Annotated in this window: 18 protein-coding genes; 13 read left to right on the top strand and 5 right to left on the bottom strand. The window is 72.1% G+C overall.

Annotation, left to right across the window (positions count from 1 at the left end):
• Positions 1-477: 477 nt before the first annotated feature.
• The 8 genes from ssd to DZF91_RS38860 all read left to right on the top strand — a co-directional run bounded on the left by ssd (position 478) and on the right by DZF91_RS38860 (position 10,871).
• Entirely contained in the window at positions 478-1,557 is a 1,080-nt protein-coding gene (gene ssd / locus DZF91_RS10990; protein ID WP_117357367.1) for a septum site-determining protein Ssd, read from the top strand.
• 746 nt (positions 1,558-2,303) lie between these two features.
• Positions 2,304-3,470: a TadA family conjugal transfer-associated ATPase gene (locus DZF91_RS10985; protein WP_117357398.1), complete on the top strand. Its 1,167-nt coding sequence runs from the start codon at positions 2,304-2,306 to the stop codon at positions 3,468-3,470.
• A 98-nt stretch (positions 3,471-3,568) separates the two neighbouring features.
• On the top strand, positions 3,569-4,174 hold the full coding sequence (locus DZF91_RS10980) for a type II secretion system F family protein (protein ID WP_235834205.1): 606 nt from the start codon (positions 3,569-3,571) through the stop codon (positions 4,172-4,174).
• A 1,751-nt stretch (positions 4,175-5,925) separates the two neighbouring features.
• On the top strand, positions 5,926-6,438 hold the full coding sequence (locus DZF91_RS10975; RefSeq protein WP_235834204.1) for a type II secretion system F family protein: 513 nt from the start codon (positions 5,926-5,928) through the stop codon (positions 6,436-6,438).
• A gap of 318 nt (positions 6,439-6,756) precedes the next feature.
• The gene (locus DZF91_RS10970) at positions 6,757-6,954 is read left to right on the top strand and encodes a DUF4244 domain-containing protein (RefSeq protein WP_328589156.1); all 198 of its coding nucleotides are present in this window, start codon (positions 6,757-6,759) and stop codon (positions 6,952-6,954) included.
• 26 nt (positions 6,955-6,980) lie between these two features.
• Entirely contained in the window at positions 6,981-7,319 is a 339-nt protein-coding gene (locus tag DZF91_RS10965; protein WP_235834203.1) for a TadE family type IV pilus minor pilin, read from the top strand.
• A gap of 1,085 nt (positions 7,320-8,404) precedes the next feature.
• Entirely contained in the window at positions 8,405-8,785 is a 381-nt protein-coding gene (locus DZF91_RS43130) for an Rv3654c family TadE-like protein (RefSeq protein WP_117357364.1), read from the top strand.
• Between the two features lie 259 nt (positions 8,786-9,044).
• Entirely contained in the window at positions 9,045-10,871 is a 1,827-nt protein-coding gene (locus tag DZF91_RS38860) for a hypothetical protein (RefSeq protein ID WP_147341101.1), read from the top strand.
• A gap of 1,241 nt (positions 10,872-12,112) precedes the next feature.
• Here the strand turns inward: DZF91_RS38860 and DZF91_RS10945 are convergent.
• Positions 12,113-14,623, bottom strand: a complete 2,511-nt coding sequence (locus DZF91_RS10945; protein ID WP_117357361.1) for a DEAD/DEAH box helicase — start codon at positions 14,621-14,623, stop codon at positions 12,113-12,115.
• Positions 14,624-14,880: 257 nt separating this feature from the next.
• Here DZF91_RS10945 and DZF91_RS10940 point away from each other — a divergent pair, with 257 nt between their 5' ends.
• Together DZF91_RS10940 and DZF91_RS10935 are read left to right on the top strand one after the other, a co-directional pair.
• On the top strand, positions 14,881-15,234 hold the full coding sequence (locus DZF91_RS10940; RefSeq protein WP_026412268.1) for an STAS domain-containing protein: 354 nt from the start codon (positions 14,881-14,883) through the stop codon (positions 15,232-15,234).
• A 16-nt stretch (positions 15,235-15,250) separates the two neighbouring features.
• Complete coding sequence (locus DZF91_RS10935; RefSeq protein ID WP_117357360.1) at positions 15,251-15,697, top strand: ATP-binding protein; 447 nt, start codon at positions 15,251-15,253, stop codon at positions 15,695-15,697.
• Between the two features lie 121 nt (positions 15,698-15,818).
• On the opposite strand, the gene DZF91_RS10930 is transcribed toward DZF91_RS10935, so the two are convergent.
• The 4 genes from DZF91_RS10930 to DZF91_RS10910 all read right to left on the bottom strand — a co-directional run bounded on the left by DZF91_RS10930 (position 15,819) and on the right by DZF91_RS10910 (position 19,649).
• Complete coding sequence (locus tag DZF91_RS10930; RefSeq protein WP_117357359.1) at positions 15,819-17,006, bottom strand: ABC transporter permease; 1,188 nt, start codon at positions 17,004-17,006, stop codon at positions 15,819-15,821.
• A gap of 254 nt (positions 17,007-17,260) precedes the next feature.
• Positions 17,261-18,028 carry an ABC transporter ATP-binding protein gene (locus DZF91_RS10920; protein ID WP_117357358.1) on the bottom strand — a complete coding sequence of 256 codons (768 nt, stop codon included), beginning with the start codon at positions 18,026-18,028 and terminating at the stop codon, positions 17,261-17,263.
• Complete coding sequence (locus DZF91_RS10915; RefSeq protein WP_117357357.1) at positions 18,025-19,119, bottom strand: peptidoglycan-binding protein; 1,095 nt, start codon at positions 19,117-19,119, stop codon at positions 18,025-18,027. Before DZF91_RS10915 ends, DZF91_RS10920 begins: the two co-directional genes overlap by 4 nt.
• Positions 19,116-19,649 carry a hypothetical protein gene (locus DZF91_RS10910; protein WP_117357356.1) on the bottom strand — a complete coding sequence of 178 codons (534 nt, stop codon included), beginning with the start codon at positions 19,647-19,649 and terminating at the stop codon, positions 19,116-19,118. Before DZF91_RS10910 ends, DZF91_RS10915 begins: the two co-directional genes overlap by 4 nt.
• Positions 19,650-19,808: 159 nt before the next feature.
• On the opposite strand from DZF91_RS10910, the gene DZF91_RS10905 reads away from it, so the two are divergent.
• From DZF91_RS10905 to DZF91_RS10895, 3 genes are all read left to right on the top strand, one after another.
• Positions 19,809-20,465 (top strand): response regulator transcription factor, encoded by a 657-nt coding sequence (locus DZF91_RS10905; protein WP_199486552.1) that lies wholly within the window; start codon positions 19,809-19,811, stop codon positions 20,463-20,465.
• The gene (locus tag DZF91_RS10900; protein WP_235834202.1) at positions 20,462-22,012 is read left to right on the top strand and encodes a sensor histidine kinase; all 1,551 of its coding nucleotides are present in this window, start codon (positions 20,462-20,464) and stop codon (positions 22,010-22,012) included. Before DZF91_RS10905 ends, DZF91_RS10900 begins: the two co-directional genes overlap by 4 nt.
• A gap of 480 nt (positions 22,013-22,492) precedes the next feature.
• A partial coding sequence (locus DZF91_RS10895) for a sodium-translocating pyrophosphatase (RefSeq protein WP_117357393.1) occupies positions 22,493-24,906 on the top strand: 2,414 nt, incomplete at its 3' end.

The raw sequence follows: 24,906 nt of genomic DNA, 5'->3' as shown, positions 1-24,906 counted from the left end.
GAGCGGGCTGTCGGCGGGTCCCGGAGTACCGTCTTCCCAACCAGGCTAGAAAATTCGTCCGGGCAGAGGGACTTTCCCGCTCGACGGAACTCTCTGCGATCGGGCAGCATATGTTGTATCTGCCTAGACTGTAGTTGGCGAGATTGCTACTCCCGTAGATCAAACTGGTGTACCACTTAGTGCGATCTGACCGAGACTTTCTTGGGAAAACGGGCCGGCTCTACCCCCCCGGAGCCGGACCGTTCGGCGACCCCCGCTCTCCCCCCCGGCGGGGGTCGCCTTACGTGAACGGCCCGGGTGGCGGTTACCAACCCCCCGGAGCCCCCACCCGGGCCTTCACAAATCTCCTCCCCATCCAGGGCCTGACCTGGCATTTCTCGTGATCGAACGGGAGTTGTCCACAGTTCGGGAGCGCACTTCCGGTGGACGCCGCGGGCGGCGCATCGTGGAACTCCACCGATGCGAGAGGAGAGCGCGATGACCGCCGCGCTGATCGTCACCGAAGACCCGGCCACCGCCGACGACCTGCTGCGTCTGGCCGCCGCCGCCGACGCGCCCGCCGAGGTCGTCGGCTCCGTGGGCGACGCCCGGGCGGGCTGGTACCAGGCCCCGCTCGTGCTCGTCGGCACCGACGTCGCGGACGGCCTCGCCGCCGCCGGCCCGCACCGCCGCTCGGGCGTCGTGCTGGTCGCCCGGCCCGGCGAGGGTCCCGACGTCTACCGCCTCGCGCTCGGCGTCGGCGCCGGCGACGTCGCCGTCCTGCCGGACGACGAGCCCTGGCTGACCGACGCGATGGCCGCCGCGGCCGAGCCGGACGACGCCCGCGGTGTCGTCGTCTGCGTCACCGGCTCGCGGGGCGGCGCGGGCGCGAGCGTCCTGGCCGCCGCCCTGGCGCAGCGCTCCGCCCGCGACGGCCTGCGCACCCTGCTGATCGACGGCGACCCGCTGGGCGGCGGCATCGACCTGCTGCTCGGCCTCGAAGGGCACGAGGGCGCGCGCTGGCACGACCTCGCCCAACGTCAGGGCCGCATCAGCGTCGCCACCCTTCGCGACTCACTGCCGAGCCAGGGCGAGCTGTCGGTCCTGTCGTGGAGCAAGCGCGAGCCGGTCGCCGTGTCGTCCGACTCGGTGCGCTCCCTGCTCGGATCGGCGGCCCGCGGCTTCGACCTGACCGTCGTGGACGTTCCCCGCTATCTGGGCGACATCGGCCGTCCCGCCCTGCGTGCGGCGCACACGTGCTACCTGGTCGTCCCCGCCGAGGTCCGCGCCACGGTCGCCGCCGATGTCCTGGCGGGCTTCCTCCGCCGGGAGACCTCCGACGTCCGGCTCATCGTCGGCGGCCCGCCGCCCGGCGGCCTCCGCCCCGACACGGTCGCCCGCCACCTCGACCTCCCCAGCATCGGCACCCTCGACCGCGACCGCCGCGTCCCACCCGCTCTCGAACAGGGCGACCTGTCCCGAATAACCCGCCGAGGCGCATTACGCGACCTCTGCGACCACCTCCTGGACGCCCAGTCCCTGGCCCCGGCCACGCCCCGTCCAGCCAAGGCCGCCTAACCCGCCAGGCACCTATCCCGGACCTCCTGACCAGCAAGGTTCTGTCGAGGCGCGCAGTTGCCAACTGCGCCCTGCTGGCAGAGCTCCCCGGCCGCGGCGTGCTGGCGGCATGGAGCGCGCGGCGCGGCGTTCGAGGAGTCGCTGCGGATCTGTTTCGGCCGGGCGCAGGCGCCGCGGTACCGATTCCGATGCCGCGCCGACCCGACGTCGTTTACCCAGCCCGCCGAGCCCGACCTGGCCCAGGAACTGCTTCGGTCGGCGGAGGCGCCGCAGTGCCGGTTCCAGTGCCGCGCCGACCCGACGTCGGCTACCTCGCCCGCCGAGCCCGACCTGGCCCACCGTGCACCGGGCCATGTCTGGCCGTCGGGGGCCGGGCGACCCGTGTCAGGCGGGGCGTCGTGGCCGGTGGAAGGGGCCGGCAAATGGAGTGGGGTGACCCCGACAAGCCCTTGGCAGGACGGGAGCGTGCCGACCAGGAGGGGACCGCATCGTCGTGAGGCGGTGTGGCGACACCGGGCGGCTCCAGGACGGTCGGGTCGTCCTCGCCTACAAGCTCGGTGAGAGCTATGGCCCAACCGATGCCCTGTACGACGCGTGTTTCTCGAACGAAGCCGTCATGCCTGCCAGCTCGGCATTCGGCCCGCTGGGAAGACCGTCGCCGTCTCGATCAGCCCGATGGGACGCGGCGCGAGAGCAGTGATGACCGAGAATCGAACGACCGGATCTACAGCGAAGGAGTTTTGATGATGAACAGCAGATTCTCGGAGGCGGTACGCGGCCGGTTGGCCGAGGGCGGCGTCGAGCCCACCGCGGGGCGGGTGGCGGTGGCCCTGCGGGCCGAGGAACGCCTCCTCGGCGACCGCGAGGTGCTGGCTCTGACCGACGAGTTACGCGCGGAGTTCGTGGGCGCGGGGCCGCTGGAGCCCTTGTTGCGCATCCCGGAGGTGACCGACGTCCTGGTGAACGGCCCCGACGAGGTGTGGGTGGACGCCGGTTCCGGGCTCGTCCGGACGGGGACGCGCTTCGCCGACGAGGCCGCACTGCGCCGGCTCGCCCAGCGCCTCACCGCCGCTGCGGGACGTCGGCTGGACGACGCGTCCCCTTATGCCGACGCACGCCTGCCCGGCGGTGTCCGTCTCCACGCCGTCCTGCCGCCGGTCGCCCCCACGGGCACCTGCCTGTCGCTGCGGCTTCCTCGCCGTCGCGCGTTCACGCTGGACGAACTGGTCGCGACGGAGACCGTTCCCCCTGCCGGAGCGGCCCTCCTCTCGGCTCTCGTCAAGGCACGAGCGGCGTTCCTCATCAGCGGAGGCACCGGTACGGGCAAGACCACCCTTCTGAGCTGCCTGCTCGGGCTGGCGGCCGATTCCGAACGCCTGCTCCTGGTCGAGGACTCGGCCGAGCTGAGCCCGGACCATCCGCATGTCGTCCGGCTGGAGACGCGACCGCCGAACGTCGAGGGCGCGGGCGGGGTGACGTTGCACCAGCTTGTCCGGCAGGCTCTGCGAATGCGGCCCGACCGTCTGGTCGTGGGGGAAGTGCGCGGCGCCGAGGTCGTCGATCTGCTGAGCGCCCTGAACACCGGGCACGAAGGCGGCTGCGGCACCCTGCACGCGAACGCCGCCACCGACGTCCCGGCTCGGCTTGAAGCTCTGGCCTGCGCTGCCGGCCTGAGCCGCGAAGCCGTTCACAGCCAGTTGGCCGCCGCGCTGGATGTCGTCGTCCACCTGGTCCGGGCTCCCGGTACCGGCAAGCGCCGCGTCGCCGAGATCTGCATGCTGCGGCGAGCCTCCGACGGGCTGGTCACGGCGGTTCCCGCGGTGACCTTCGCGCCGTCCGGCGCACTGGAGCCCGCCGAAGCGGCGGCGGCGCTGTCCCAACTTCTTCACCCGCATTGGCCGCTGCCATGGTGACTGCGGCTATGGCTTGCGCGGCTCTGGCAGCCTGGCTGCTCTGTGGGCCGCCCCCGGCGGCGGCTCGCCTGCGACGCGCGCTTCCGCCGCCTTCCGAGGTGTCTCCGGTCATTCATCTGCTCCAGCGTGCGGCCGCCCTCCGGACCACCCTGCTGGACAGACGCAGGGCACCTGCCCGCTGGCGGGCCTCGGTGATCGAGCTGTGCGAAGGCATGGCCGCCGAACTCGCCGCAGGCAGATCCCCGGAGGAGGCGTTCTCCGCGACGGTCGCCGTCCTGCCACGACCGGTGGCCAAGGCCCTCCGAGCCCCACCGAACCATGACTCCATCACCCACCTCGACGCGGTGGCGACCACGCAGGCCGGCGCGGAGTCCTTGCGCCTCCTGGCCGCGACCTGGCGGTTGGGAGCAGAGCGGGGCGGCACCCTGGCCACGGTCCTGGACGGCCTCGCCGCAGCTCTTCGCGATGAGGAAACGCAGCGACAGGAGATCGCCGTCCACCTGGCCGCGCCCAGGGCAACGGCCCGCCTCCTGGCGATCCTCCCGGTCCTGGGGCTGGCCATGGCCACGGCCATGGGGACCAACCCGCTCCCTTTTCTTCTCACCACCGGCCCCGGTTTGGCCTGCCTGGCCACCGCCCTGGCCTTGGACGCAACCGGCCTCTGGTGGACGCGACACCTGGCCACCAAGGCCGCCCACCCTTGACCGGCGGCGTGGAGCAGCCCACAAGGCCCGCCTCGATGTCGTAAGTCGCAACGGTCGAATCGTGCTCGATGCGACTGGCAACGGTTGGGAGGTGTCGTTCCGGCAGCTCGTCAGACCACCCGACCTGACCCTCCGTCCACCGAATCCTCTCGTCCACCGGAGCCCCGAGATCGGACTTCTCGCCCGGCGGTCATACGGCGGGCAACCCCCTCAAAGGCTGCTCTGCACCAGCTCCATACCGCCGCATTGCCACGGTGGTTATGCCGCTCTACCAGTGCGGCGACCACGCGGGTAACCATCCGCCGAGGCAAACCACGGCCCTCTGGTACGACGTGCAGCAGGCCGGAGCAGTCGTGCAAGCAGGGCGTCGTCGGTTCGTATTCGGCAGCGCCGGTAGCGAGGAGAGCCGCCAGCCGGGGGCACAGCCAGGTCACCCCTCGGAACTCTGGGTGGGCCGCTTCGGTTGGTGGCGTAGCTTTCGCCGTCCGGCACTCCGACGCGTGCACCAGCTGGGAAGTCCGGGTCGTGCGTTTCGGCTGGTGGGGTGGCTTTCGCCGTCCGGCACTCCGACGCGTGCACCAGCCGGGAAGTCCGGGTTGTGCGTTTCGGCTGGTGGGGTGGCTTTCGCCGTCCGGCACTTCGACGCGTGCACCAGCCAGGAAGCCCGGGTCATGCGCTCCGGTTGATGGAGTGGCCTCGCCGCCCGGCAGTCCGACGTCCGGACCGGTTTGGGACTCCGGGGCGGGCGCTCTGGCTGGTGGCGCGTGGGATGCGAGAAATCCCAAGCCACCAGCCTGGTCAACCGCTGGAATCCGCAAGGGGATCTTGGCCCTGTGCCGGTGATGACGACAGCCAGGCCACCCGGGCGAGCATCGGCGGCGGGTCGCTTGGCGGGGACCTCTCTTGTGCTCGCAGGCCCGTTCGCCAGTGAGCGTCCAAGGCCGAGGCTTTGGGCGTCACGGCCCTCGTGCAATCGCGTCTCGACGGGCTCCGGGCGCCATGGACAGGGCGAGAGGGCGGCCCTCGACCGGTACTCATCACTACGTCGTTCAGGAGTACACATGCTGTGGATAGCGGTCCTCTGCTTCGCCATCTGCGCGTATCTGGCGTCAGAACCGTCCCGGTCGGCGAGTCGGCGCTTGGCCGACGTCCGGTCATCGGGGCGCTTCAAGGGGCAGGAGTCGCAGAGTCGGTGGAGCGGACGCGCGACAGGGTGGCGGAGCCTGCTGGAGTGGCTGTCCTCGGGAAGGATCAGTTGCCACGGGCCTCCCAGACTCCGTTCGCCACGCGGAGCCGCTGACGTAAGGAAGGCGGGTCTTCCTCCGGGGGCTTCACCTGCGGCAGTTCCTCGTCTGCGGGCTGGTGACCACGGGATCGGCAACGTTCCGTTCGAGCGAGTGGCCAGGTGGTCGCGGGAGCAGTCGGCGCAGCCAGTCGATCCAGCGCGCGCTTCGGGCGGAGCAGCATCGCCGGGCACTCTCCAGCCATGGGCAGGAAGGTACGAGTCGTCGTCCAGGTCCGTCTCGTCGCCGGGAGGGGGCAGCGGTCGCGGGCTCGACCGAGGTAGGGGAGGCGGCCACCACGGAGGGGCTGGCGGGAGTGATCGAAGCGGCGCTTCGTCCTCTTCGGGAGAAACCGCCGCAGTGAGTAGGGGCCGGGAACGGATATTGCGGGGAGCGGCAGCCGTCGTCCCAGGCCTGGTTGCGGTTTGGGTGATCGGCGGCTCGAGCGGTTGGGTCATGGGAGCCGTGGTGGCGGTTCTGTTCGCCAAGTGGTCGGCGAACGTGGGGAAGGCCGACGATCGCGATCGACGGAGTCGAATCGTCCTTGAGCTGCCGGTCACCGTCGACCTGCTGGCCGCCTGCCTCAGGGGTGGGATGCCGTGGGACGAGTCGGTCGAGGCGGTGGCGTCCACGATCGGTGGTCCGCTCGGCGAAGAGCTCGGTGCGGTCTCCGTGCAGATCCGCCTGGGGGCGGATCCGGTGCGGGCGTGGCTTCAACTGGGTGAACGCCAGCCGCCGCTCGCCCCGTTGGCGCGTACCGCCGTCCGTGCATCGCGCAGCGGAACGGCACTCGCCGTCTCGCTCGGACGTCTCGCACAGGAACAGCGGCGGACGGCGAGGACCGCAGCCGCCGCACGAGCGCGTTCGGCCGGCATTAGGGCGCTGATGCCATTGGGCTTGTGCTTTCTGCCGGCCTTCGTGTTGCTGGGGATCGTCCCGGCCATTGTTGGGATTGCGTCCTCGATGACGCTTCCTTGGTGAATCCCTGCAATTCTCACGCGCGGCCGGATCCCGCCCTACGCGAGTCGGGATTTCTGCCGCCGTACCGCCGTTTAAGGCCGTCCGTGGATGGCGGGCGCATGCCTCGTCCGTGGCCTTTTCAACGCAGATGCAAGCGATCGTGCAGGCATCCCGCGTTCGGCTGGCACCCACACAGAAGACGAACCCGCTTGACCTGCGAATTCGCTGCTCCAGTCGGCTGGGTCGGAGAGTTATCCACAGATCGGTGGACGGCTTGGGATGACGATCGGCAGGTAGCACCCTGGTTACAGGGCGTTAAGAGCCCGGATCGAAGGGAGCATGATGAGAAGGATCGCTCGGGCACTCCGTCGCTGTCGTGGTCGCGCGCGAGACGCCGGCATGTCCACCGCCGAGTACGCGGTCGGCACGATTGCCGCCACCGCCTTCGCCGGCCTGCTGTACAAGATCGTGACGAGTTCGGAGGTCCAGAAGGCCCTGTTAGGGATCATCCAGCGGGCCCTTCAGCTGGCGCAGTGACCATGCGGTGGCGGCACGATCGCGGCATGGCCACCGCGGAGATCGCGGTCGCGTTGCCCGCCCTGGTCCTCGTCACGGTGCTCGCCCTGTGGGCGGTGGCGGTCGCGTCCACACACCTGGCCTGTGTGGACGCGGCCCGCGCCGGATCCCGTGCCGCCGCACGCGGCGAGTCTCTCGACGCCGTCCGGGCCGTCGTGGCCCGGTCGGCGCCGCGAGGCGCGACGGTCACCGTGGAGCGCGGTCCTGACAGCGTCCAGGTGACGGTCTCGACGACCGTCCGTCCTCCAGCGTTGTCGGGCCTGCCGCCCCTGAGCGTCCAAGCCCACGCCAAGGCGGAGACGGAGCCGGGTGCTCAACCCGAGTAAGTGCTTCCGAGTAAGGCGTTGCGCCTCGTCAGGGCACGGGGAAGCCGGTCTGGCTGCCGTCTCGGAGTTCAGCCTGAGTCGGGCGCTGTTCGGTGGGCGCGGGATGGCGAGGGCCACGGGACCGATGGGAGCTCGAGTTGAGCGCCTGCTGGAACGGGGCGCCACCCGGATCGATCGGTCAGGGCGACCTTCTTGCGCGGTGGAAGGCGCAGCGGCGTGGGCGTGGCGAAAGACGCGGCGGTGTGTGAGCAGTGGAGCGCGAGAAGTCGTGCGCGGCGGAGAGCGAGGGAGCGCCGGTTGTGGGGGGGTGAGGTCTCGCCAGGTCGGGGTGGAGACGTGCCCGGTCGAGGGGTGAGGGCGTGCCCGTCCGGGAGTGCGAGCGGACCGCCCGGCGGAGGAGGAGAACTCGTGCGCGGTAAAGGGTGAGGGGCGTGTGGCTGAGCGGGAGGGAGCGGACGTGTGCGTTGGAGGGGGAGGGACGTCGGTTGGCGGTGAGAAGTCGCGCCCGGGCGGGGTGAGAGGTTCCGCAAGGCCGGGGTGAGAGGTTCCGCAAGGCCGGGGTGAGAGGTTCCGCAAGGCCGGGGTGAGAGGTTCCGCAAGGCCGGGGTGAGAGGTTCCGCAAGGCCGGGGTGAGAGGTTCCGCAAGGGCGGGGTGAGGGGACGCGCCCGGCGGGGGGACGTGCCGGTTGGGGGGAGGGGTCGTGCCCGGTCGGGCGTGAGGGGGCGTGTGCGGCAGAGCGGGAGGGAGCGGGCATGTGCGTTTGCGGGATGAGGGGCCGTCGGACGGGAGGAGGGAGGGGATCACGCCCGGTCGGGGATGAGGGGGGTGTGTGGTTGAGCGGGAGGGAGCGGGCGTGTGCGTTGGAGGTGAGGGGCGCCGATTGGGGTGAGAGGTCGCGCCCGGCGGGCGTGAGGGGCGTGCCCGTTCGGGAGGTGAAGGGTCGTGCGCAGCGGAGGGGGAGGGGTCGTGTGCGGTCAGGGGGCGGAGGGGGTGTGGGCGGCGTACGGCAAGGAAGGGTGCGGGGACATGGTCGAGGGCTGGAGTCGGGTGAGTCGGGGACGTGGCTCGTATGGGGGTGTGACGGATGGGGCGGTGGTGTGCGGGGGTGCGTGATCGGGGGTCGGGGACGGTGTGGGTTCTGGCCTTTCTCGGGGTGATCTGGGCGGTGGGTGTCGCCGCGATGGTCGTCGGAGGTGTGCGTGTCGCTCGACATCGGGTGGAGGCGGCGGCTGATCTGGGAGCGCTGGCCGGTGCCGGTCGTGTGGGGGAAGGTGAGGAGGCGGCGTGTGGGGCGGCGCGTGAAGTCGCGGCGGATTCCGGCGGACGGATGGCGTCCTGTGTCGTGAGTGGAAGGATCGTGGAGGTCTCGACGGACGCCGTGGTGCGGCTGCCGTTCGGGATGCGAGTGGTTCGAGTCGTCGCGCGGGCCAGGGCTGGTCCTGTGGGACGGGACGGCGTACCCTGACGGGACTCGACTCTTGAACCGGATGTCAATAGAAGACCGGAAGAGCGGCGGCGGCCGCAGCAGGACGAGGCCCGGGCTTTGTCACTCTTCCGTGACTTTTCGCTACCAAGTAGTACGTTACGCTGCCGTAAGCCCAGAGTTATCGCGTGACACGGTGGCTGCTACGGCCCCTCGCCCCTCCCGAGGCCGGACACCCCCAGACGGGCTCGGCTGCGCGGACGGTGCGGGTCCGGTCGGGTGCTGTTGGAGGTATGTGGCTGTGACGAGGATTCGCAGGATCGGCGCGATCGCTCTCGCGACGCCCCTTGCGATGGCCTTCCCCGTGTTCGGCATGCTTCCCGCCGAGGCGTCCACCGGCATCACCGCGCCTCAGAACGGCAGCGTGATCACCAGCGGGTCCGGGGTCACCGTCCGTGCGAAGTACGACTTCGCGTTCCAGATGCAGCTGTGGGCCAAGAAGCCGGGCTCGGGTGACACCTTCCTGACTTCGGGCGGAGTGCTCGATCACTCGCTCACCGCGCCGCTCTCACTGGAACGCAACGGCCGCTACACCGTCTACCTCAAGGGCGGCCAGACCAAGCGCGTCTACTCGTCCAGCACTTTCACCGTCCGGGTCGCACCGTCCGCGCCGACCGGGGTGACCGCATCGGTGTCCGGTCGCACGATCAAGGTCAGCTGGAACCTCGGGCCCGAGGACGACCTGATCGGATACGTGGTCTCCGCGCCCGGCGGCGGCTCGAGGAGCGGCGGCGTGGGCAAGCTGTGCTCGGGCTCCGGCTGCTCGGCGTCGGTCCCTCTCGGGTCGGCGAGCGGGAACGTGTCCGTGCAGGTCCAGGCGCGTCGGTCCAACGGGCTCGGCGGTTCGGTCCCGTCCGTGTCCTCGTCCGCGATGGTGTCCGTGGGCGGCGGTAACGGCAACGGCCCGACCACGAGCGTGCCACCCGGCACGAACGTGAACCCTCCGGGCGGCAACCGCAACTCGAACACGCCGCTCACGCCCTTCAACAACCAGTCGCCGCTGACGCTGCCCCCCGTCCAGCCGTCGGACGCGACCCAGGGCTTCACCTACCCGACGCCGCAGGTCGCCTCCAGCCAGGCGCCGAAGGCGGCCAACGCCGCCGCGTCCACCGAACTCCAGTGGGGACGCAGCATCGGCATCGCGCTCGTGCTGCTCATCGTGGCCGCGCACCTCGGCACCTGGACGCGTCGTCTGCGCACGGCCCAGGCAGGGGTGAGCGAGAGGGGCATGGCCGCCAGGCTGGCGCGCAGCGGATCGGCCCGCAGCCGCGTCCGGAACGCCAAGCAGCACATCGCCCAGGCCGAGGCCATGGCGAAGACCGCCGTCCTTCCCGCTTCCACAGACGGAGCAGCCGGTACGGCGACAGCGGGCGGCGCGGACAAGGCCGCCTCGGCCCTCGGCACGGTGGCCGCAGGAACAGCGGACGCGAAGTCGGCCGACGCGGACGCGGCGAGTGCAGGTGCCGCGACCGCAGGGACGACGGCCCGTGGCGCCGCGAGTGCGGACGCCACGGCATCAACGCCGGCGAGTGCCGGGCCGGCGAATGCCGGTTCGGACGGGGCAGGAGTCGCGCCGCCTACTGGTGGCGTCGCTGCTCCGGCCGCTCTTGGTACTGGCGCCGGTAACACCTCCAAGGGCGCTGTTCGGGCTTCGAGCGTGGTTCAGGGAGCCGCCAAGCCCGGCCCGCGGCGGTCGTCTCGTCGCCCGGCCCGGCTCGGCAAGCGGCCAGGCGGAGCCGATGTCCGCATCGCCGACAAGGTCGAAGCTCCAGCGGGCACCCCGGTGTCCGGGGACTCGGGTGTGAAGGCTCCGGGGAGTGCGACGGACGCTCCCCCGGCCGCGAAGGCCGAGACGTCCGGCACGGCGGAGCGTTCGGGAACTGGTTCGGCTGGCGCCGCTGCGGAGAGTGCTGCGAACGCCGGCACACGTCCGGTGAAGCAACCCGACATCTTCAGCGTCCCGTCGGCCGTCGGTGACGAGTCCGGCTCGTCTTCGAGTGATGCCTCGTCCTCGACGGATAAGACGAGCGGACGTCGTTCCGGACGCGCGCGGCGGCGTAAGAAGTAGCTCCGGTCGAGCGCCCTGAACCGGAACCCGTCGCTCGCCGCAGTACGCCCGGCTTCGTGAGCTCAAGTACTGAAGGACGGCGATCCCGCAGTGCGAAGCGCTGCAGACGCAGCCCGACTTTGCCTCCGGCTCCACGCCGGTAGGGATGACCTGGCAGCGCCCGACGTCACGAACTCCTAGAGCACGAGTTCACCCGTGCGCCTCGGTGGTGAAGCTCGTCGGGCTGGTCCCTGGTGTGGGTACTAGGTGGCGATTGGCTTCTGGCTCGCGTCCTGTGGACGTCTGAGACGGCGGCGTTCTGGCGTCGCGAGTTTGTGGGCATGCGCTCGCCTGTGTGCCTCGGTTGTGGGCTTGTCGTGGGTGGGTGGTGCGAGCGGCCGGGGCTTGGTGGGGGTGCGAGGTGCCGGTTCGGCTTCTGGTCGCGTCCCATAGATGTCTGAGACGCGGCGGCCTGGCGTCATGAGCTGTGGGAACGCGCTCGGCTGTGAGCCTTGCCTGTGCGCTTCGGGTGGGGGAGTGGTGGGTGGGTGATGAGTGACGCTGTGGTTCGGGGCGGATGTGGAGGGCTAGTTCGGCTTCGGGTTTAGCCGATGGCGCTTCGAGATGGGGCGTGCTGGCGTCACGTTCTGACCACGCTCATTGTGCGGCTCGGGTGGGCGCTCCTCGCGGACGCGCGGGGAGGGGCGCTGTGACTTGGTACAGACGCGGGGCGCCGTCCGGCTTCCGGTTCGTCCCTCGCCCCCGAGTTGGGCGCGTGCTGGCACACGAGCTTCTGAACATGGGCTCGTCTGTGCGCCGGGTATAGGGCCGCCGTGGTCAGTGGTGAGTGATGCTGAGGTTTGGGGCGGTGGCGAGGTGCCGGTTCGGCTCTGGTTCGCGTCCCGTAGGCCCTCTGAGACGGCGGTGTCGTGGCGTCATGAGCTTGTGAGTACGCGCTCGTCTGTGCGCTTCGGCTGTGGAGTTCGGGGATGGGGGATGAGGAGCGCTGCGGGTTGGGGCCGGGGCGAGGTGGCGGTTCGGCTTTCGGTTTGCTTCCCGTGGGCTTCGAGGTGAGGCGGGGGCGTCACGGGCTTCTGAGCGCGGGTTCACCTGCGCCTTGCGGGTGGATGCTCGACGGAGGTGGTGGGGCGTTGGGGCGGGCTTGGTGGGATGCGAGGTGCCTGGGTGTGGGGAGGTGGCGCGGCGGCAGGTTGGTGGTCGGGGCGGTGTGGGCTGCGGCTACCTGGGTTGGAGGGGTGCGGTCAGGGGGTTGGGAGGAGTTCGGCCAGCAGGGTCAGGGCGCCTTGTTTGTCCAGGGGGTCGTTGCCGTTGCCGCACTTGGGGGACTGGATGCAGGACGGGCAGCCGGAGTCGCACTCGCAGGAGGCGATGGCGTCGCGGGTGGCGGTGAGCCAGGCGCGGGCGTCGCGGTAGCCGCGTTCGGCGAAGCCGGCGCCGCCTTCGTGGCCGTCGTAGACGAAGACGGTGAGCAGGCCCGTGTCGGGGTGGACGGCGGTGGAGACGCCGCCGATGTCCCAGCGGTCGCAGGTGGCGAAGAGGGGGAGCAGGCCGATGGACGCGTGCTCGGCGGCGTGGGCGGCCCCGGCCAGGTCGAGGTCGCCGAGGGCGTCCACCTGGTCCGCGGAGAGGGTCCACCAGACGGCGCGGGTGCGGAGGGTGCGCGGGGGGAGGTCGAGGGGCTTCTCGCCGATCATCTCGCCGGTCTGGAGGCGGCGCATCTGGTAGGCGACGACCTGGTGGGTGACCTCGACGGTGCCGTAGTGCAGGCGGGCCTCGCCCCAGGGGGTGGAGCGCAGCTCCTCGACGATGCGGATGTCGGTGACGTCGCGGGCGGTGGTCGAGTAGTCGGGGTCGGCGGCCTCGACGAGGGCGACCGAGTCGTCCAGGTCGAGGGTCTGGACGACGAAGGACTCGCCCTGGTGCAGGTAGACGGCGCCGTCGTGGACGGTGGTGTGCGCGGACGACTCGTCCACGGTGCCGAGGAGGCGGCCGGTGGCGAGTTCGACGACCTGCACGGGGGTGCCGCCCGCGCCGCGGATGTCGGCGAGGTCGGCCGGGTTGTCGCGGCGCGTCCAGAACCAGCCGGCGGGACGGCGGCGGAGCATCCCGCGCCGGACGAGGTCGGGCAGCAGGTCGGCGGTGGTCGGGCCGAACAGGTCGAGGTCGGCGTCGGTCAGCGGGATCTCGGCGGCGGCGGCGCACAGGTGCGGGCCGAGGACGTAGGGGTTGTCCGGGTCGAGCACGGTGGCCTCGACCGGCGTCCCGAAGATCGCCTCGGGGTGGTGGACGAGGTAGGTGTCGAGCGGGTCGTCGCGGGCGACGAGGACGGCGAGGGCGGCCTGCCCGGAACGTCCGGCGCGTCCGGCCTGCTGCCAGAGGGACGCGCGGGTGCCGGGCCAGCCGCAGACCAGGACGGCGTCGAGGCCGGAGACGTCCACGCCGAGTTCGAGGGCGTTCGTGCTGGCCAGGCCGACGAGTTCGCGGGAGCGCAGCGACCTCTCCAGCGCGCGGCGCTCCTCGGGCAGGTAGCCGGCGCGGTAGGCGGCGACGCGTCCGGTCAGTTCGGGGGCGGCCTCCTCCAGGGCGCGTTTGGCGCCGAGCGCGACGGACTCCGCGCCGCGCCGGGACCGGACGAACGCCAGCGTCTGGACGTCCTCGACGACGAGGTCGGCGAGCAGGTCGGCGGCCTCGGCGGTGGCGGTGCGGCGGACGGGGGCGCCCTGCTCGCCGCGCAGGTCGGTCAGCGGCGGTTCCCAGAGCGCGAAGGTCGCGGGGCCGCGCGGGGACGTGTCGTCGCCCACGGCGACCACGTCCAGGCCGGTGAGGCGGGTCGCGGCGGTCGCGGGCTCGGAGGTCGTCGCGGAGGCCAGGATGAACGTGGGGGACGCGCCGTAGCGGGCGCAGACGCGGCGGAGCCGGCGGATGATCTGCGCGACGTGCGAGCCGAACACGCCGCGGTAGCCGTGCGCCTCGTCGATGACCACGTAGCGGAGGCGGCGCAGGAAGCTCGACCAGCGGGAGTGCCCGGGCAGGATCGAGCGGTGCAGCATGTCCGGGTTGGTGAGCACGTAGTTGGCGTGCTGCCGGACCCAGCCGCGCTCGTCCCAGGGGGTGTCCCCGTCGTAGGTGGCGGCGCGGACGCGCGGCAGGTGCAGCGCCCGGACGGCCCGGAGCTGGTCGGCCGCGAGCGCCTTGGTGGGGGAGAGGTAGAGCACGGTGCCCTCGCCCACGCCACGGCCGCGCTGGGCGGTGCGGGAACGCGAGCGGCCCGTCGCCCGGGTGGCGCGGGGAGCGGGCACCGCCACGCCGTCTACGTGGGGTGCGTCCTGCTTCGGGGAGGTCGAGGCCGTCAGGTGTGCTTCGTCACTTCCGGCGCCGGTGGCGGCGGGTGCGGCCTCGGTTTCGCTGACGGCGGACGCCTCCGGAAGGCGGGGCGAGGGGACGGCCGGATCGGTGTGGACGGCCGCGATGGACGGCAGGAGGTAGGCCAGCGACTTGCCCGACGCGGTGCCGGTGGCGATGATCACAGAGCGCCCGGCGTGGGCGAGCTCGGCGGCGCGGACCTGGTGCTCCCACGGGGCTTCGACGCCCGCGGCGGTGAGGCGTTCGACCAGCTCCGCCGGGGCCCAGGACGGCCAGGGGGCGCGGCGGCCCCGGCGTGCCGGGACCTGCTGGACGTGCGTGATCCGCCCGCGGCGGGTGGGGTCGGCGAGCAGGCGGTCCAGAGGGGCGCGAGATCTTTGGCCGGGCATGAGGTTTTCAGTGTGCCAGCCGGGGGACAACCATTGGAACGCCCCGCCGCCGGAGGGTGATCCCCCCATGCCCCACCGGCAGATCACCAGGTCAGACGTGATGGCGCGAACTTTCGCCCCACTGGGCGATAACCTGCCTGTCGGGCGGCGGAGCGTGGTTGAATCTCGACGGAGTTCCGTCGTTCCGAAACCGGCCGTTACCGGGGGTATCGGGGCGTGCGGAGTGCAAGTTTTTGCTGCACGGCGCTGGAGGACCTGTGGACCTGAAGGTGAACGACTACACCACCGATGACGGCCTGACCGTCATCACCGTGGAAGGCGAGATCGACGTCTACACGGCCCCCAAGCTTCGCGAGAAGCTGATCGACCTGGTGAACAAGGGCAAGTTCCACCTGCTGGTGGACATGGAGAAGGTCGAGTTCCTCGACTCGACGGGTCTCGGCGTCCTGGTCGGCGGTCTGAAGCGGGTGCGCGCGCACGACGGCTCGCTCGAGCTGGTCTGCACCCAGGAGCGGATCCTCAAGATCTTCCGTATCACCGGGCTCACCAAGGTCTTCGGGATCCACAAGACGATCGCCGAGGCCGAGGAGAAGCGCAAGGGCGCCAAGTAGGCGGCCTGACAGAGAGATGGCGACCGTCGAACTCTCTTTCAGCGCGCTCCCCGTCCACGTCCGGACGGCCCGTCTGATCGTGACCGCCGTGGCCCGGCGCAGCGGCGTCGACGAGGCGATCATGGACGAGGTCCGGCTTGCGGTCGGGGAGGCGTGCTCGCGAGCGGTGGAGGCACACCGCTCGCACTGTCCCGATGAACCGGTGCGACTCGAGCTGAGCGATGGCGACCACCGCTTCCAGGTGATCGTCAGCGACTCGGTTCCGGCGGACGAGGCGGAGGGCGGACCGCCCCCGACGCCGCGCCCGGACGACTCCCTGGAACTGGCCCTGGCGGGGGACGCCGACCTGGGACTCGCCGTCATCGCGGGTCTCGCCGACGACGTGGAGATCTCCACGACCCCCAAGGGCGTCCAGATCCGGATGAGCTGGCCGACCGACCGGCCCGCGGTTCCGTCGGCCTGACCCGCGGTTTCCTCCCGGCGCGGGCCGGCCGTACGGCACACGACATGAGGCCCCGTCCCACCAAGGGGACGGGGCCTTCTGCGTGCCGCGACCTGGTCGTGGTGTCGCGGGGTACCACGGGCTACGCGCTGGTCAGCGCCTCCGTCGGGGGGAGGCGGGCGGCGCGCAGGGCCGGGTAGAGGCCCGCGATGGCGCCGATGACGAGCGTGGCGGCCAGTCCGCCCGCCATGGCCCAGGGCGGGACGACGGTGGGCCAGTGCTGCGCGACCGCGAAACCGAAGGTGACCAGCGCGCCGAGCGCCACCCCGCCGAGTCCGCCGAGCGCCGCGAGCAGCTGCGACTCGGTGAGGAACTGGAGCCTGATCTGGCCCCGCGTCGCGCCGAGGGCGCGGCGCAGGCCGATCTCGGCGCGGCGTTCCAGGACCGAGATGACCATCGTGTTCGCCACGCCGACGCCGCCGACCAGCAGCGCGACGCCGCCGAGGCCGAGCAGCAGGGCGGTGAAGGTCTGGTTCGCGGCGTGCTCGGCGGCCAGCGCGTCCGACGGCCGGGACACCTCGATCTCGTTCGGCGACTCGGCGTTGGCGGTCGGCGCGAGCAGGTCCCGGGCGCGTTCGACGGCGTCCTTGGCGGCCCGCGTGTAGACCGTGGTGGCGTGCCCGTCGAAGCCGAGCCGGGAGACCGCCGCGTTCCAGCCGACCAGCGCGGACGCGTCGAGTTCGGGCGCGAGCGCGTTCGGCGCGAGGACGCCGGCGACGGTGAACCAGCGCCCGCCCAGCCACACCTGGACGCCGGGTCCCGTCACGCCGAGCCGGTCGGCGGCGGCGGAGCCCAGGACCACGGCGGGGTAGCTGCCGGTCGCGGCGTTCAGCCACGTCCCGGACCGCATGGTGAGGCCGACGGTTCCGGGAAGCCGCAGGTCGGCGGCCAGGACCGAGATCCCGCCGGTCTCCTCGGGGTCGATGCGGTCGTTGCGGTAGACGTGCGTGTCGGGGACCTTCCCGGTCGCGGCGGCCGACGTCACCTCGGGCATCCGCGCGATCATGCCGGGCGCGGTGAAGGGGAGCTGGGCGTTCTCGCCGAAGAAGTCGTGGCCGGGGCTGACGGTCAGCAGGTTGGTCCCGAGGTGGTCGAGGGTCGTCTGGAGCTGCGCCCGGCTGGACGTGGAGATCCCGACCACGCCGATCATGGCGGCGATCCCGATCGCGATGCCCAGCGAGGACAGCACGACCCGCAGCGGCCGGGTCCGCAGCCCGGCGGCTCCGACCCGCAGCACGTCCCGCGCGCCGAGCCGTCCCACCCGGTCCACCCGCCGTCCTCGCGACGGCCGCCGCCCGCGCACCGAGACGCGCCCGGATCCGGGGCGCCGGTCGCCTTCCGAGAGTCGGTCGTGCTGCGGGAGCCGGTCGTGTTGCGGCTCGCGGGCGATAGAGGTCGGGGGTTCGGCGGGACGGGTGGTTTCCGCCGGGGGGTGGGCGTCGTCCGGGAGGGTGGGGCGGCGGCGGAAGGGGAGGCGGCGCGGGCGGCGGGGGTCCTGGTGGGACGGGGCGGTCTCGGGGGCGGTCATGGGCGGGGCTCCGCGGTGTCGTGGACGACGCGTCCGTCCCGCATGGTGACGCGGCGCGGGATCTGGGCGGCGATGTCGCGGTCGTGGGTGATGAGGACGACGGTCGTGCCGCCGCCGGACAGTTCGCGGAGCAGGTCCAGCACGACCGCGCCGGACGCGGTGTCCAGGGCGCCGGTGGGTTCGTCGGCGAGCAGCAGGCCCGGGTCGCCGACGACGGCGCGGGCGATCGCGACGCGCTGCTTCTCGCCGCCGGAGAGCTGGTGCGGACGGTGCCCGAGCCGGTGGCCGAGGCCGACGCGTTCCAGGGCGGCGCGGGCGCGGGCGCGGCGGCGGGCCGGCGGGACGCCCGCGTAGAGCAGGCCGTCGGCGACGTTGTCCAGCGCCGGGACGCCCGCCGCGAGGTGGAACTGCTGGAACACGAACCCGATCCGGCGGGCGCGGAGCGCCGACAGCCGCCGGTCCGACAGCCGCGACACGTCCAGGCCCTCGAACAGGACCGTCCCCGAGCCGGGACGGTCGAGCGTGCCGAGCAGGTTCAGCATCGTGGACTTGCCGGAGCCGGACGGTCCGACGACGGCGACGAACTCGCCCGGCGCGATCGTGAGCGACACGGTGTCCAGCGCGGTCACGCCGCCGGGGTAGGACTTGGTGACCTCGCGCAGCTCGACGACCGGGAGGCCCGGTCCGTCCCGGTCCGCTCCCGGCCCGTTCCGCCCGTCCGGTGAGGGGTCGGGGCAGGTGAGGGTCTTCTCGGGGAGGCTCATGCGGGCACCACCACCCGGGTCCCCGGGGCGACGCCGGAGCCGGTGATCTCCACCCGGCCCTCGGCGAACACGCCGGTGTCCACCCGGACCGTCCGGACGGGCGCGGACGGTCCGGAGACGACCTGGACGCCGTAGCCGCCGCCCGGCAGGGCGACGAGCGCGCCGACCGGGACGGCCAGCACGGACGCGTGCTTCGCCGCGGTGAGATGGACGTCCACGGGCGCCTTGTCGTAGGAGCCGAGGGCGTGCTGCCGCCCGACCTCGACGGTGACCTTCACCGTGGTCGGCTGGTCCGCCCGGGCCTGGGTGGCGACCTTGCCGACCTCGCTGACCGTCCCCCTGGTGGAGCCGCCGTCGGGCAGGTCGATGGAGACGCCCGCACCGACCTTGGCGAGCTTCTGGTACTTGACGTCGAGCGCGATGGTGACGACCCGGGTGGTGCCGGTGTAGGTGAGCACCGGTCCGGCGGCGCGGTCGCCGAGCTGCGCGCGGCGGGCGGCGACGCGGATCTCGTCGCGCGCGACGGCGACCGTGCCGGGGGCTACGTCGCCGGTCTCCTCCATGCCCATGTCCTCCTGCCACCGTTTGACGGCTTCGGCGGTGGCCGAGGTGTACTCCTTGTCGACGTCGAACCCGTCGTAGCCGAGCGCGGCGAGGTTCCGTTCGAGCTGGAGCACGTCGGAGCCCGACACGCCGGACTTCAGCGTGCGGTAGAGCGGCAGCCTGCCGTAGAGCAGCGGCACCGGCCGGTTGTCCACGCGGTACGCGGGTTCGCCGCGGCCGACCTTCGAGCCCGGAGACGGCAGCCAGGTGATCGTCCCGCCGGACGAGCCGCCCCCGCCTCTTGCGGATCCGCCCGACGACCCGGCGGACGAGGCCGACAGCGTGGTCGTGTCGCCGTAGCCGAGGCTGCCGTCCACCTTCTGCGTCTCGGTCAGCGTCGTCCGCTCGACGGTGGCGGTCGCGGCGGGCCGGGATCCGGTGGACGGCCCGGAGCCGTCCCCGCCGCCGAGCCCGGCCGTGGCGAGGCCCGCGCCTCCCACGGCCGCGACGGCGAGGACGCCCAGGACGATCGCGCGGGACCTCCTCACTTCATCCCTCCGGGCTGGAACTGCTTGCACGCCTCCTGCGCGGCCTTGAGCTTCGGGTCGTCCGCCGGGCTGCCGCCCTGGGAGCCGCCCTGGCCCGGCGGCTTGCTCATGGTGATACGGACGCCGCCGTCCGCGCCGGGGTCCTGCATGTCGATGCCGTGCTGGCGCATGCACTGCGCGAACTTGCGCATCTTCTCCTGCTCCTGCGGTCCGGCCATGCGCGGTTTGCCGTTGTTCGGCATGAGGTGCCGGCACGCCTTCTGCGCGCTCTTCATCAGCTCGTCGGCGTTCGGCCCGCCGTTGGCGCCGGCCGTCTGCTGGACCATGACGCGTCCGCTGTCGTCGGGGTCCTTCATGTCGACGCCGTGCTCGCGCATGCACCTGGCGAAGTCGCGCATCTTCGCCGCGTCGCCTGCCTTCTTCGCCGACTGCGGGGTGGTCTCGTCCTTCGCTCCGCCGCCTCCGCAGGCCGCGAGCCCGAGGGCCAGGACGGGCGCCAGCAGCAGGCCGGCGACGCGTGCGTTCCGCATGGGTCCTCCTCGTCCGTGCCGGGTCCGTCCCGGCGATCGTCGAGAAGTCCAGCGGGCGGGCGGTAACCCCGCCGTAACCGGTTCGCGTTACGCGGACATTACGGGTGATCCATGACACTCGCCCGGAGCGGCGGGGCGCCGCGCGAGGAGGGCGGGGCTGTGCGGGTGCTGGTGGCCGAGGACGAACGGATGCTCGCCGACTCGATCGCGGAGGGGCTGCGCGCCGAGGCGATCGCGGTGGACGTGGTGTACGACGGCGACGCGGCCCTCGAACGGCTCGGCGTGCACGACTACGACGTGCTGCTGCTCGACCGCGACCTGCCGGTCGTGCACGGCGACGAGGTGTGCCGGTCCGTCGCGGTGACGGGGGCGCGGGTGCGGGTCCTGATGCTGACCGCCGCGTCGTCGGTGTCCGCGCGGGTCGAGGGGCTCGGCCTGGGCGCCGACGACTACCTGGCCAAGCCGTTCGCGTTCGAGGAGCTGATCGCCCGCGTGCGCGCGCTCGGCCGGCGCGCCCGCCCGGCGGATCCGCCGACGTTCGAGCGCGCCGGGATCCGGCTCGACCCGTCCCGCCGCGAGGTGTTCCGGGACGGCCGGTACGTCCACCTGGCGCGCAAGGAGTTCGCGGTGCTCGCCGAACTGCTCCGCGCGGACGGGACGGTCGTCTCCGCCGAGCGCCTGCTGGAGAAGGTGTGGGACGAGCACACCGACCCGTTCACCAACACCGTCCGGGTGACCCTGATGAAGCTGCGGCGCCGGCTCGGGGACCCGCCCGTCATCGAGACCGTCCCGGGAGTGGGGTACCGGATTCCATGAGGACGACGATCCGCGCGCGGCTGACCCTGCTGTACGGCGGCATGTTCGTCGTGGCGGGGCTGGTGCTGCTCACACTGACCTACGTGCTCGTCCAGAACAATCTGCAGGGGCCGCGGGGGCAACTGGAGGACCAGATCTTCACGTCCACCAGGGTGCTGGGCGAGGCCGTCCAGCCGGGTGGGAACCCCTCGCTGGCGGGTGACACCAAGCCGACGCCGGGCACGGCAAAGCGGGCGCAGGGCACGGCCAAGGAGATGCGGGGGACGGCCAGGCCGATGCCGGGCGGGACGCCCGACGCGCTGCGGCTGCTGCAGTCCCCCGCCGGACGGACGCCGGTCCCGCTGGTGCTCCTTCAGGCGCCGCTGGGCGCGAAGCCGACCAAAGCGGGCGCACAGTCGCCGCTGCTCGGTGCACAGTCGCCGTTGTTGGGCATGCGGTCGCCGCTGTTGGGGGCGCAGTCTCCGCTGCCCGGCTCGAAGGCGGCCACGCTGGGCGCGCAGCCGGCCCGGATCTTCCGGGACGACGGTCCCGCCGACGGCGCCGACCAGGGCACGAAGACGGCCTACCTCGTCCAGAAGCGGGCGGTCGGCGGGGCGGCCGTCGACTTCCAGAAGGCGACGCTCGACTCGGTGCTGACGCAGGGGGCGATCGCGCTCGGCCTGGTGGCGCTGGCGGCGCTCGGGCTCGGCTGGCTGATGGCCGACCGCGCGCTGCGGCCCGTCCAGCGGATCACCGAGACCGCGCGGCGGGTGGCGCGCAGCCACGACCTGACCGAGCGGATCGGGTACGACGGGCCGCGCGACGAGGTGCGCGAGCTGGCCGACACCTTCGACACGATGCTCGGCCGGCTGTCCCGGGCGTTCGACGGGCAGCGCCGGTTCGTCGCCAACGCCTCGCACGAGCTGCGCACGCCGCTGGCGATCAACCGGACGCTGGTGGACGTGGCGGTGCGGCGGCGCGGCGCGTCCGAGGACGTGCGGCGGCTCGGCGAGTCGCTGCTGGTGGTGAACGAGCGGCACGAGCGGCTGATCGACGGGCTGCTCACCCTCGCGGGCGGCGAGAACGAGGTGACCGAGCGGGTTCCGCTGGACCTCGCCGACGTGGCCCGGCACGTGGTGGACCTCGCGGCGGCGGAGGGCGGCGAGGCGGCCGAGCGGGACGTCACGGTCCGCGGCGAGCTGGACCCGGCGCCGACGGCGGGGGACCCGGTGCTGCTGGAGCGGCTGGTGCAGAACCTGGTGGAGAACGCCGTCCGGCACAACCACCGCGGCGGGACGTGCCGGGTGCTGACCGGCGTGCACGACGGCTGGACGGAGCTGACGGTGACCAACACCGGGCCGGTCGTCCCGGCCTACGAGACCGAGACGATCTTCGAGCCGTTCCGGCGGCTCGGCGCGGAGCGGGTGCGGTCGGACCGGGGCAGCGGACTGGGGCTGTCGATCGTCCGCGCGGTCGCGGGCGCGCACGGCGGAACGGCGGCGGCGTCGCCGAATCCGCGGGGTGGTCTGCGGGTCACCGTGCGATTGCCGAATTCGGGGCCGAAGTGATTCGGGAGACCCCTGGTGTGCGTGGTGGGAACGGTTATGAGATCGTTCTCTTGACGATCTTCGCGCCGGACGGATATCGGTCAAAGAACAATTATCAATTACGGATGCCTACAACGGGGAAGCGTGGGGTCCGTGGGGATGGCGTGGCGCAATTATGACGCTGGGGTAAGAGTGATCTTACCTTGCCTGACCTGCCCTGATGGACGGAGAGGTGTGGACGCGGACGAATCCCGGGCTCCCTGGGTATTGCATTTCCGCCGCACCGCCGGACGACTCGGACGGTCTTCTCAAACACGCCGTCACCTGCGTACACTCCCGGCACCCGCGTAGCCGTGCGCAGTGACTGATTCGGCGTTGCCGCCGAGGGGTGCAGGGGGCCCGTCCCTCCTCGGAGACATTGAACCGGCCGCTCGCGGGGTACGCGGTAAAGATCGTCCGTTTGGGCGATCCGGATCGCCACGCCCCTGTCGAGGAGGACGGATGTCTGGGCTTTCCCTGTCGAGCCCGGCCGTTGCGAAAGCCGCGGACGTCAGTCTCGGCGGCGGTGACCTCACTTTGGTGGTCGTCGTCGCCGTGGTCGCGCTGCTGGCACTGGCCGTCGCCGCAGGACTGGTACGGGAGGTGCTGGCCGCCGGCCAGGGCACCGCCAAGATGCAGTCCATCGCGCGCGCCGTCCAGGTGGGCGCGCTCGCCTACCTGAAACGCCAGTTCCGCACGGTCGCCATCTTCGTCGTCGTCATCCCGTTCCTCCTGCTCCTGCTGCCCGCCGACAGCACGGGCGAGCGGATCGGCCGATCGGTCTTCTTCGTCGTCGGGGCGCTGTTCTCGGCCGTCACCGGGTTCACCGGCATGTGGCTGGCGGTGCGCGGCAACGTGCGCGTCGCCGCCGCCGCGCGGGACGCCGAGGGGGGCGAGCGCAGGGCGATGCGCATCGCGTTCCGCACGGGCGGCGTCGCCGGGATGTTCACCGTCGGCCTCGGCCTGTTCGGCGCGGCCGTGGTCGTCCTCGCCTACAAGGGCGAGGCCCCGAAGGTGCTGGAGGGCTTCGGCTTCGGCGCCGCGCTGCTCGCCATGTTCATGCGGGTCGGCGGCGGCATCTTCACCAAGGCCGCCGACGTGGGCGCCGACCTGGTCGGCAAGGTCGAGCAGGGCATCCCCGAGGACGACCCGCGCAACGCCGCCACGATCGCCGACAACGTGGGCGACAACGTCGGCGACTGCGCCGGGATGGCCGCCGACCTGTTCGAGTCGTACGCGGTCATGCTGGTCGCCGCGCTCATCCTCGGCACCAACGCGTTCGGCAACGAGGGCCTGGTGTTCCCGCTGATCGTCCCGATGATCGGCGTGATCACCGCGGTGGTCGGCATCTTCGCCGTCGCGCCGCGCGCGTCCGACCGGTCCGGGATGTCCGCGATCAACCGGGGCTTCTTCATCTCCGCGATCTTCTCCGCGGTGCTGGTCGCGGTCGCCGCCTTCGCCTACCTGCCGTCCTCGTTCGCCGACCTGCAAGGCGTGACCGACCAGAGCATCCGCGGCCTGGACGCCGACCCGCGCTGGGTCGCGCTCGGGGCCGTCCTCATCGGGATCGTGCTGGCCAGCGCCATCCAGCTGCTCACGGGGTACTTCACCGAGACCAACCGCAAGCCGGTCAAGGAGGTCACCGGCAGCGCCCGCACCGGCCCCGCGACCGTGATCCTCTCCGGGATCTCGCTCGGCCTGGAGTCCGCCGTCTACACCGCCCTGGTGATCGCCGCCGCCGTGTACGGGGCCTTCCTCCTCGGCTTCGGCAACACCACGGTCGCGCTGTTCGCCGTGGCGATGGCCGGCACGGGCCTGCTGACGACGGTCGGCGTGATCGTCTCCATGGACACCTTCGGCCCGGTCTCCGACAACGCGCAGGGCATCGCCGAGATGTCCGGCGACGTGCAGGGCGAGGCCGCCGCCGTGCTGGAGCGGCTGGACGCGGTCGGCAACACCACCAAGGCGATCACCAAGGGCATCGCGATCGCGACCGCCGTCCTCGCCGCGACGGCCCTGTTCGGCTCGTTCCGGACGACCGTGGTGAACGCGCTCGGCCACGCCTCACCCTCGGCGCGGGACGCGCTGGGGAGCTTCAAGGTGTTCTCGCTGTCCATCGACAACCCCAACGTGCTGATCGGCCTGGTGATCGGCGCGGCCGTGGTGTTCCTCTTCTCCGGCCTGGCGATCATGGCGGTCGGGCGGGCGGCCGGACGCGTCGTGGTCGAGGTCCGCAACCAGTTCCGGACCCGGCCGGGGATCATGGACGGCACCGAGGAGCCCGACTACGACCGGGTCGTGTCGATCTGCACCCGGGACGCGCAGCGCGAGCTCGCCACGCCGGGACTGCTGGCGATCATGACGCCGATCGCGGTCGGGTTCGCGCTCGGCTACGCGCCGCTCGGCGCGTACCTGGGCGGGGCGATCGCGGCGGGCGTGCTGATGGCGGTCTTCCTCGCCAACTCCGGCGGCGCCTGGGACAACGCCAAGAAGCTCGTCGAGGAGGGCAAGCTCGGCGGCAAGGGCTCCGACGCGCACGCCGCCACGGTCATCGGCGACACCGTCGGCGACCCGTTCAAGGACACCGCCGGACCCGCGATCAACCCGCTGATCAAGGTGATGAACCTGGTCGCGCTGCTGGTCGCGGACGCCGTGGTGCGCTACGCCGGGAACACCCTGCTGCGCGTCCTGGTCGCGGCCGTCGCGGTCGCCGTGGTGATCGCCGCGATCGTGGTCTCCAAGCGCCGCGCCGACCCGATCGGCGAGATGGCCTCGGAGGCGCCGCCCGCGCCCCCGCAGACCGCCTCGGGGACCGCCGTCCCGCCCGCCGGCACCGGCGGGACGGCCGCCGTGGGGGCGCCCGGGACGACGCCGTC

The organism is Actinomadura logoneensis (assembly GCF_003428695.1).
In the GTDB taxonomy this organism is placed as follows: domain Bacteria; phylum Actinomycetota; class Actinomycetes; order Streptosporangiales; family Streptosporangiaceae; genus Spirillospora; species Spirillospora logoneensis.
The sequence above is the reverse complement of the archived record's forward strand: the minus strand, read 5'-3'. Positions and strand labels throughout refer to the sequence as shown.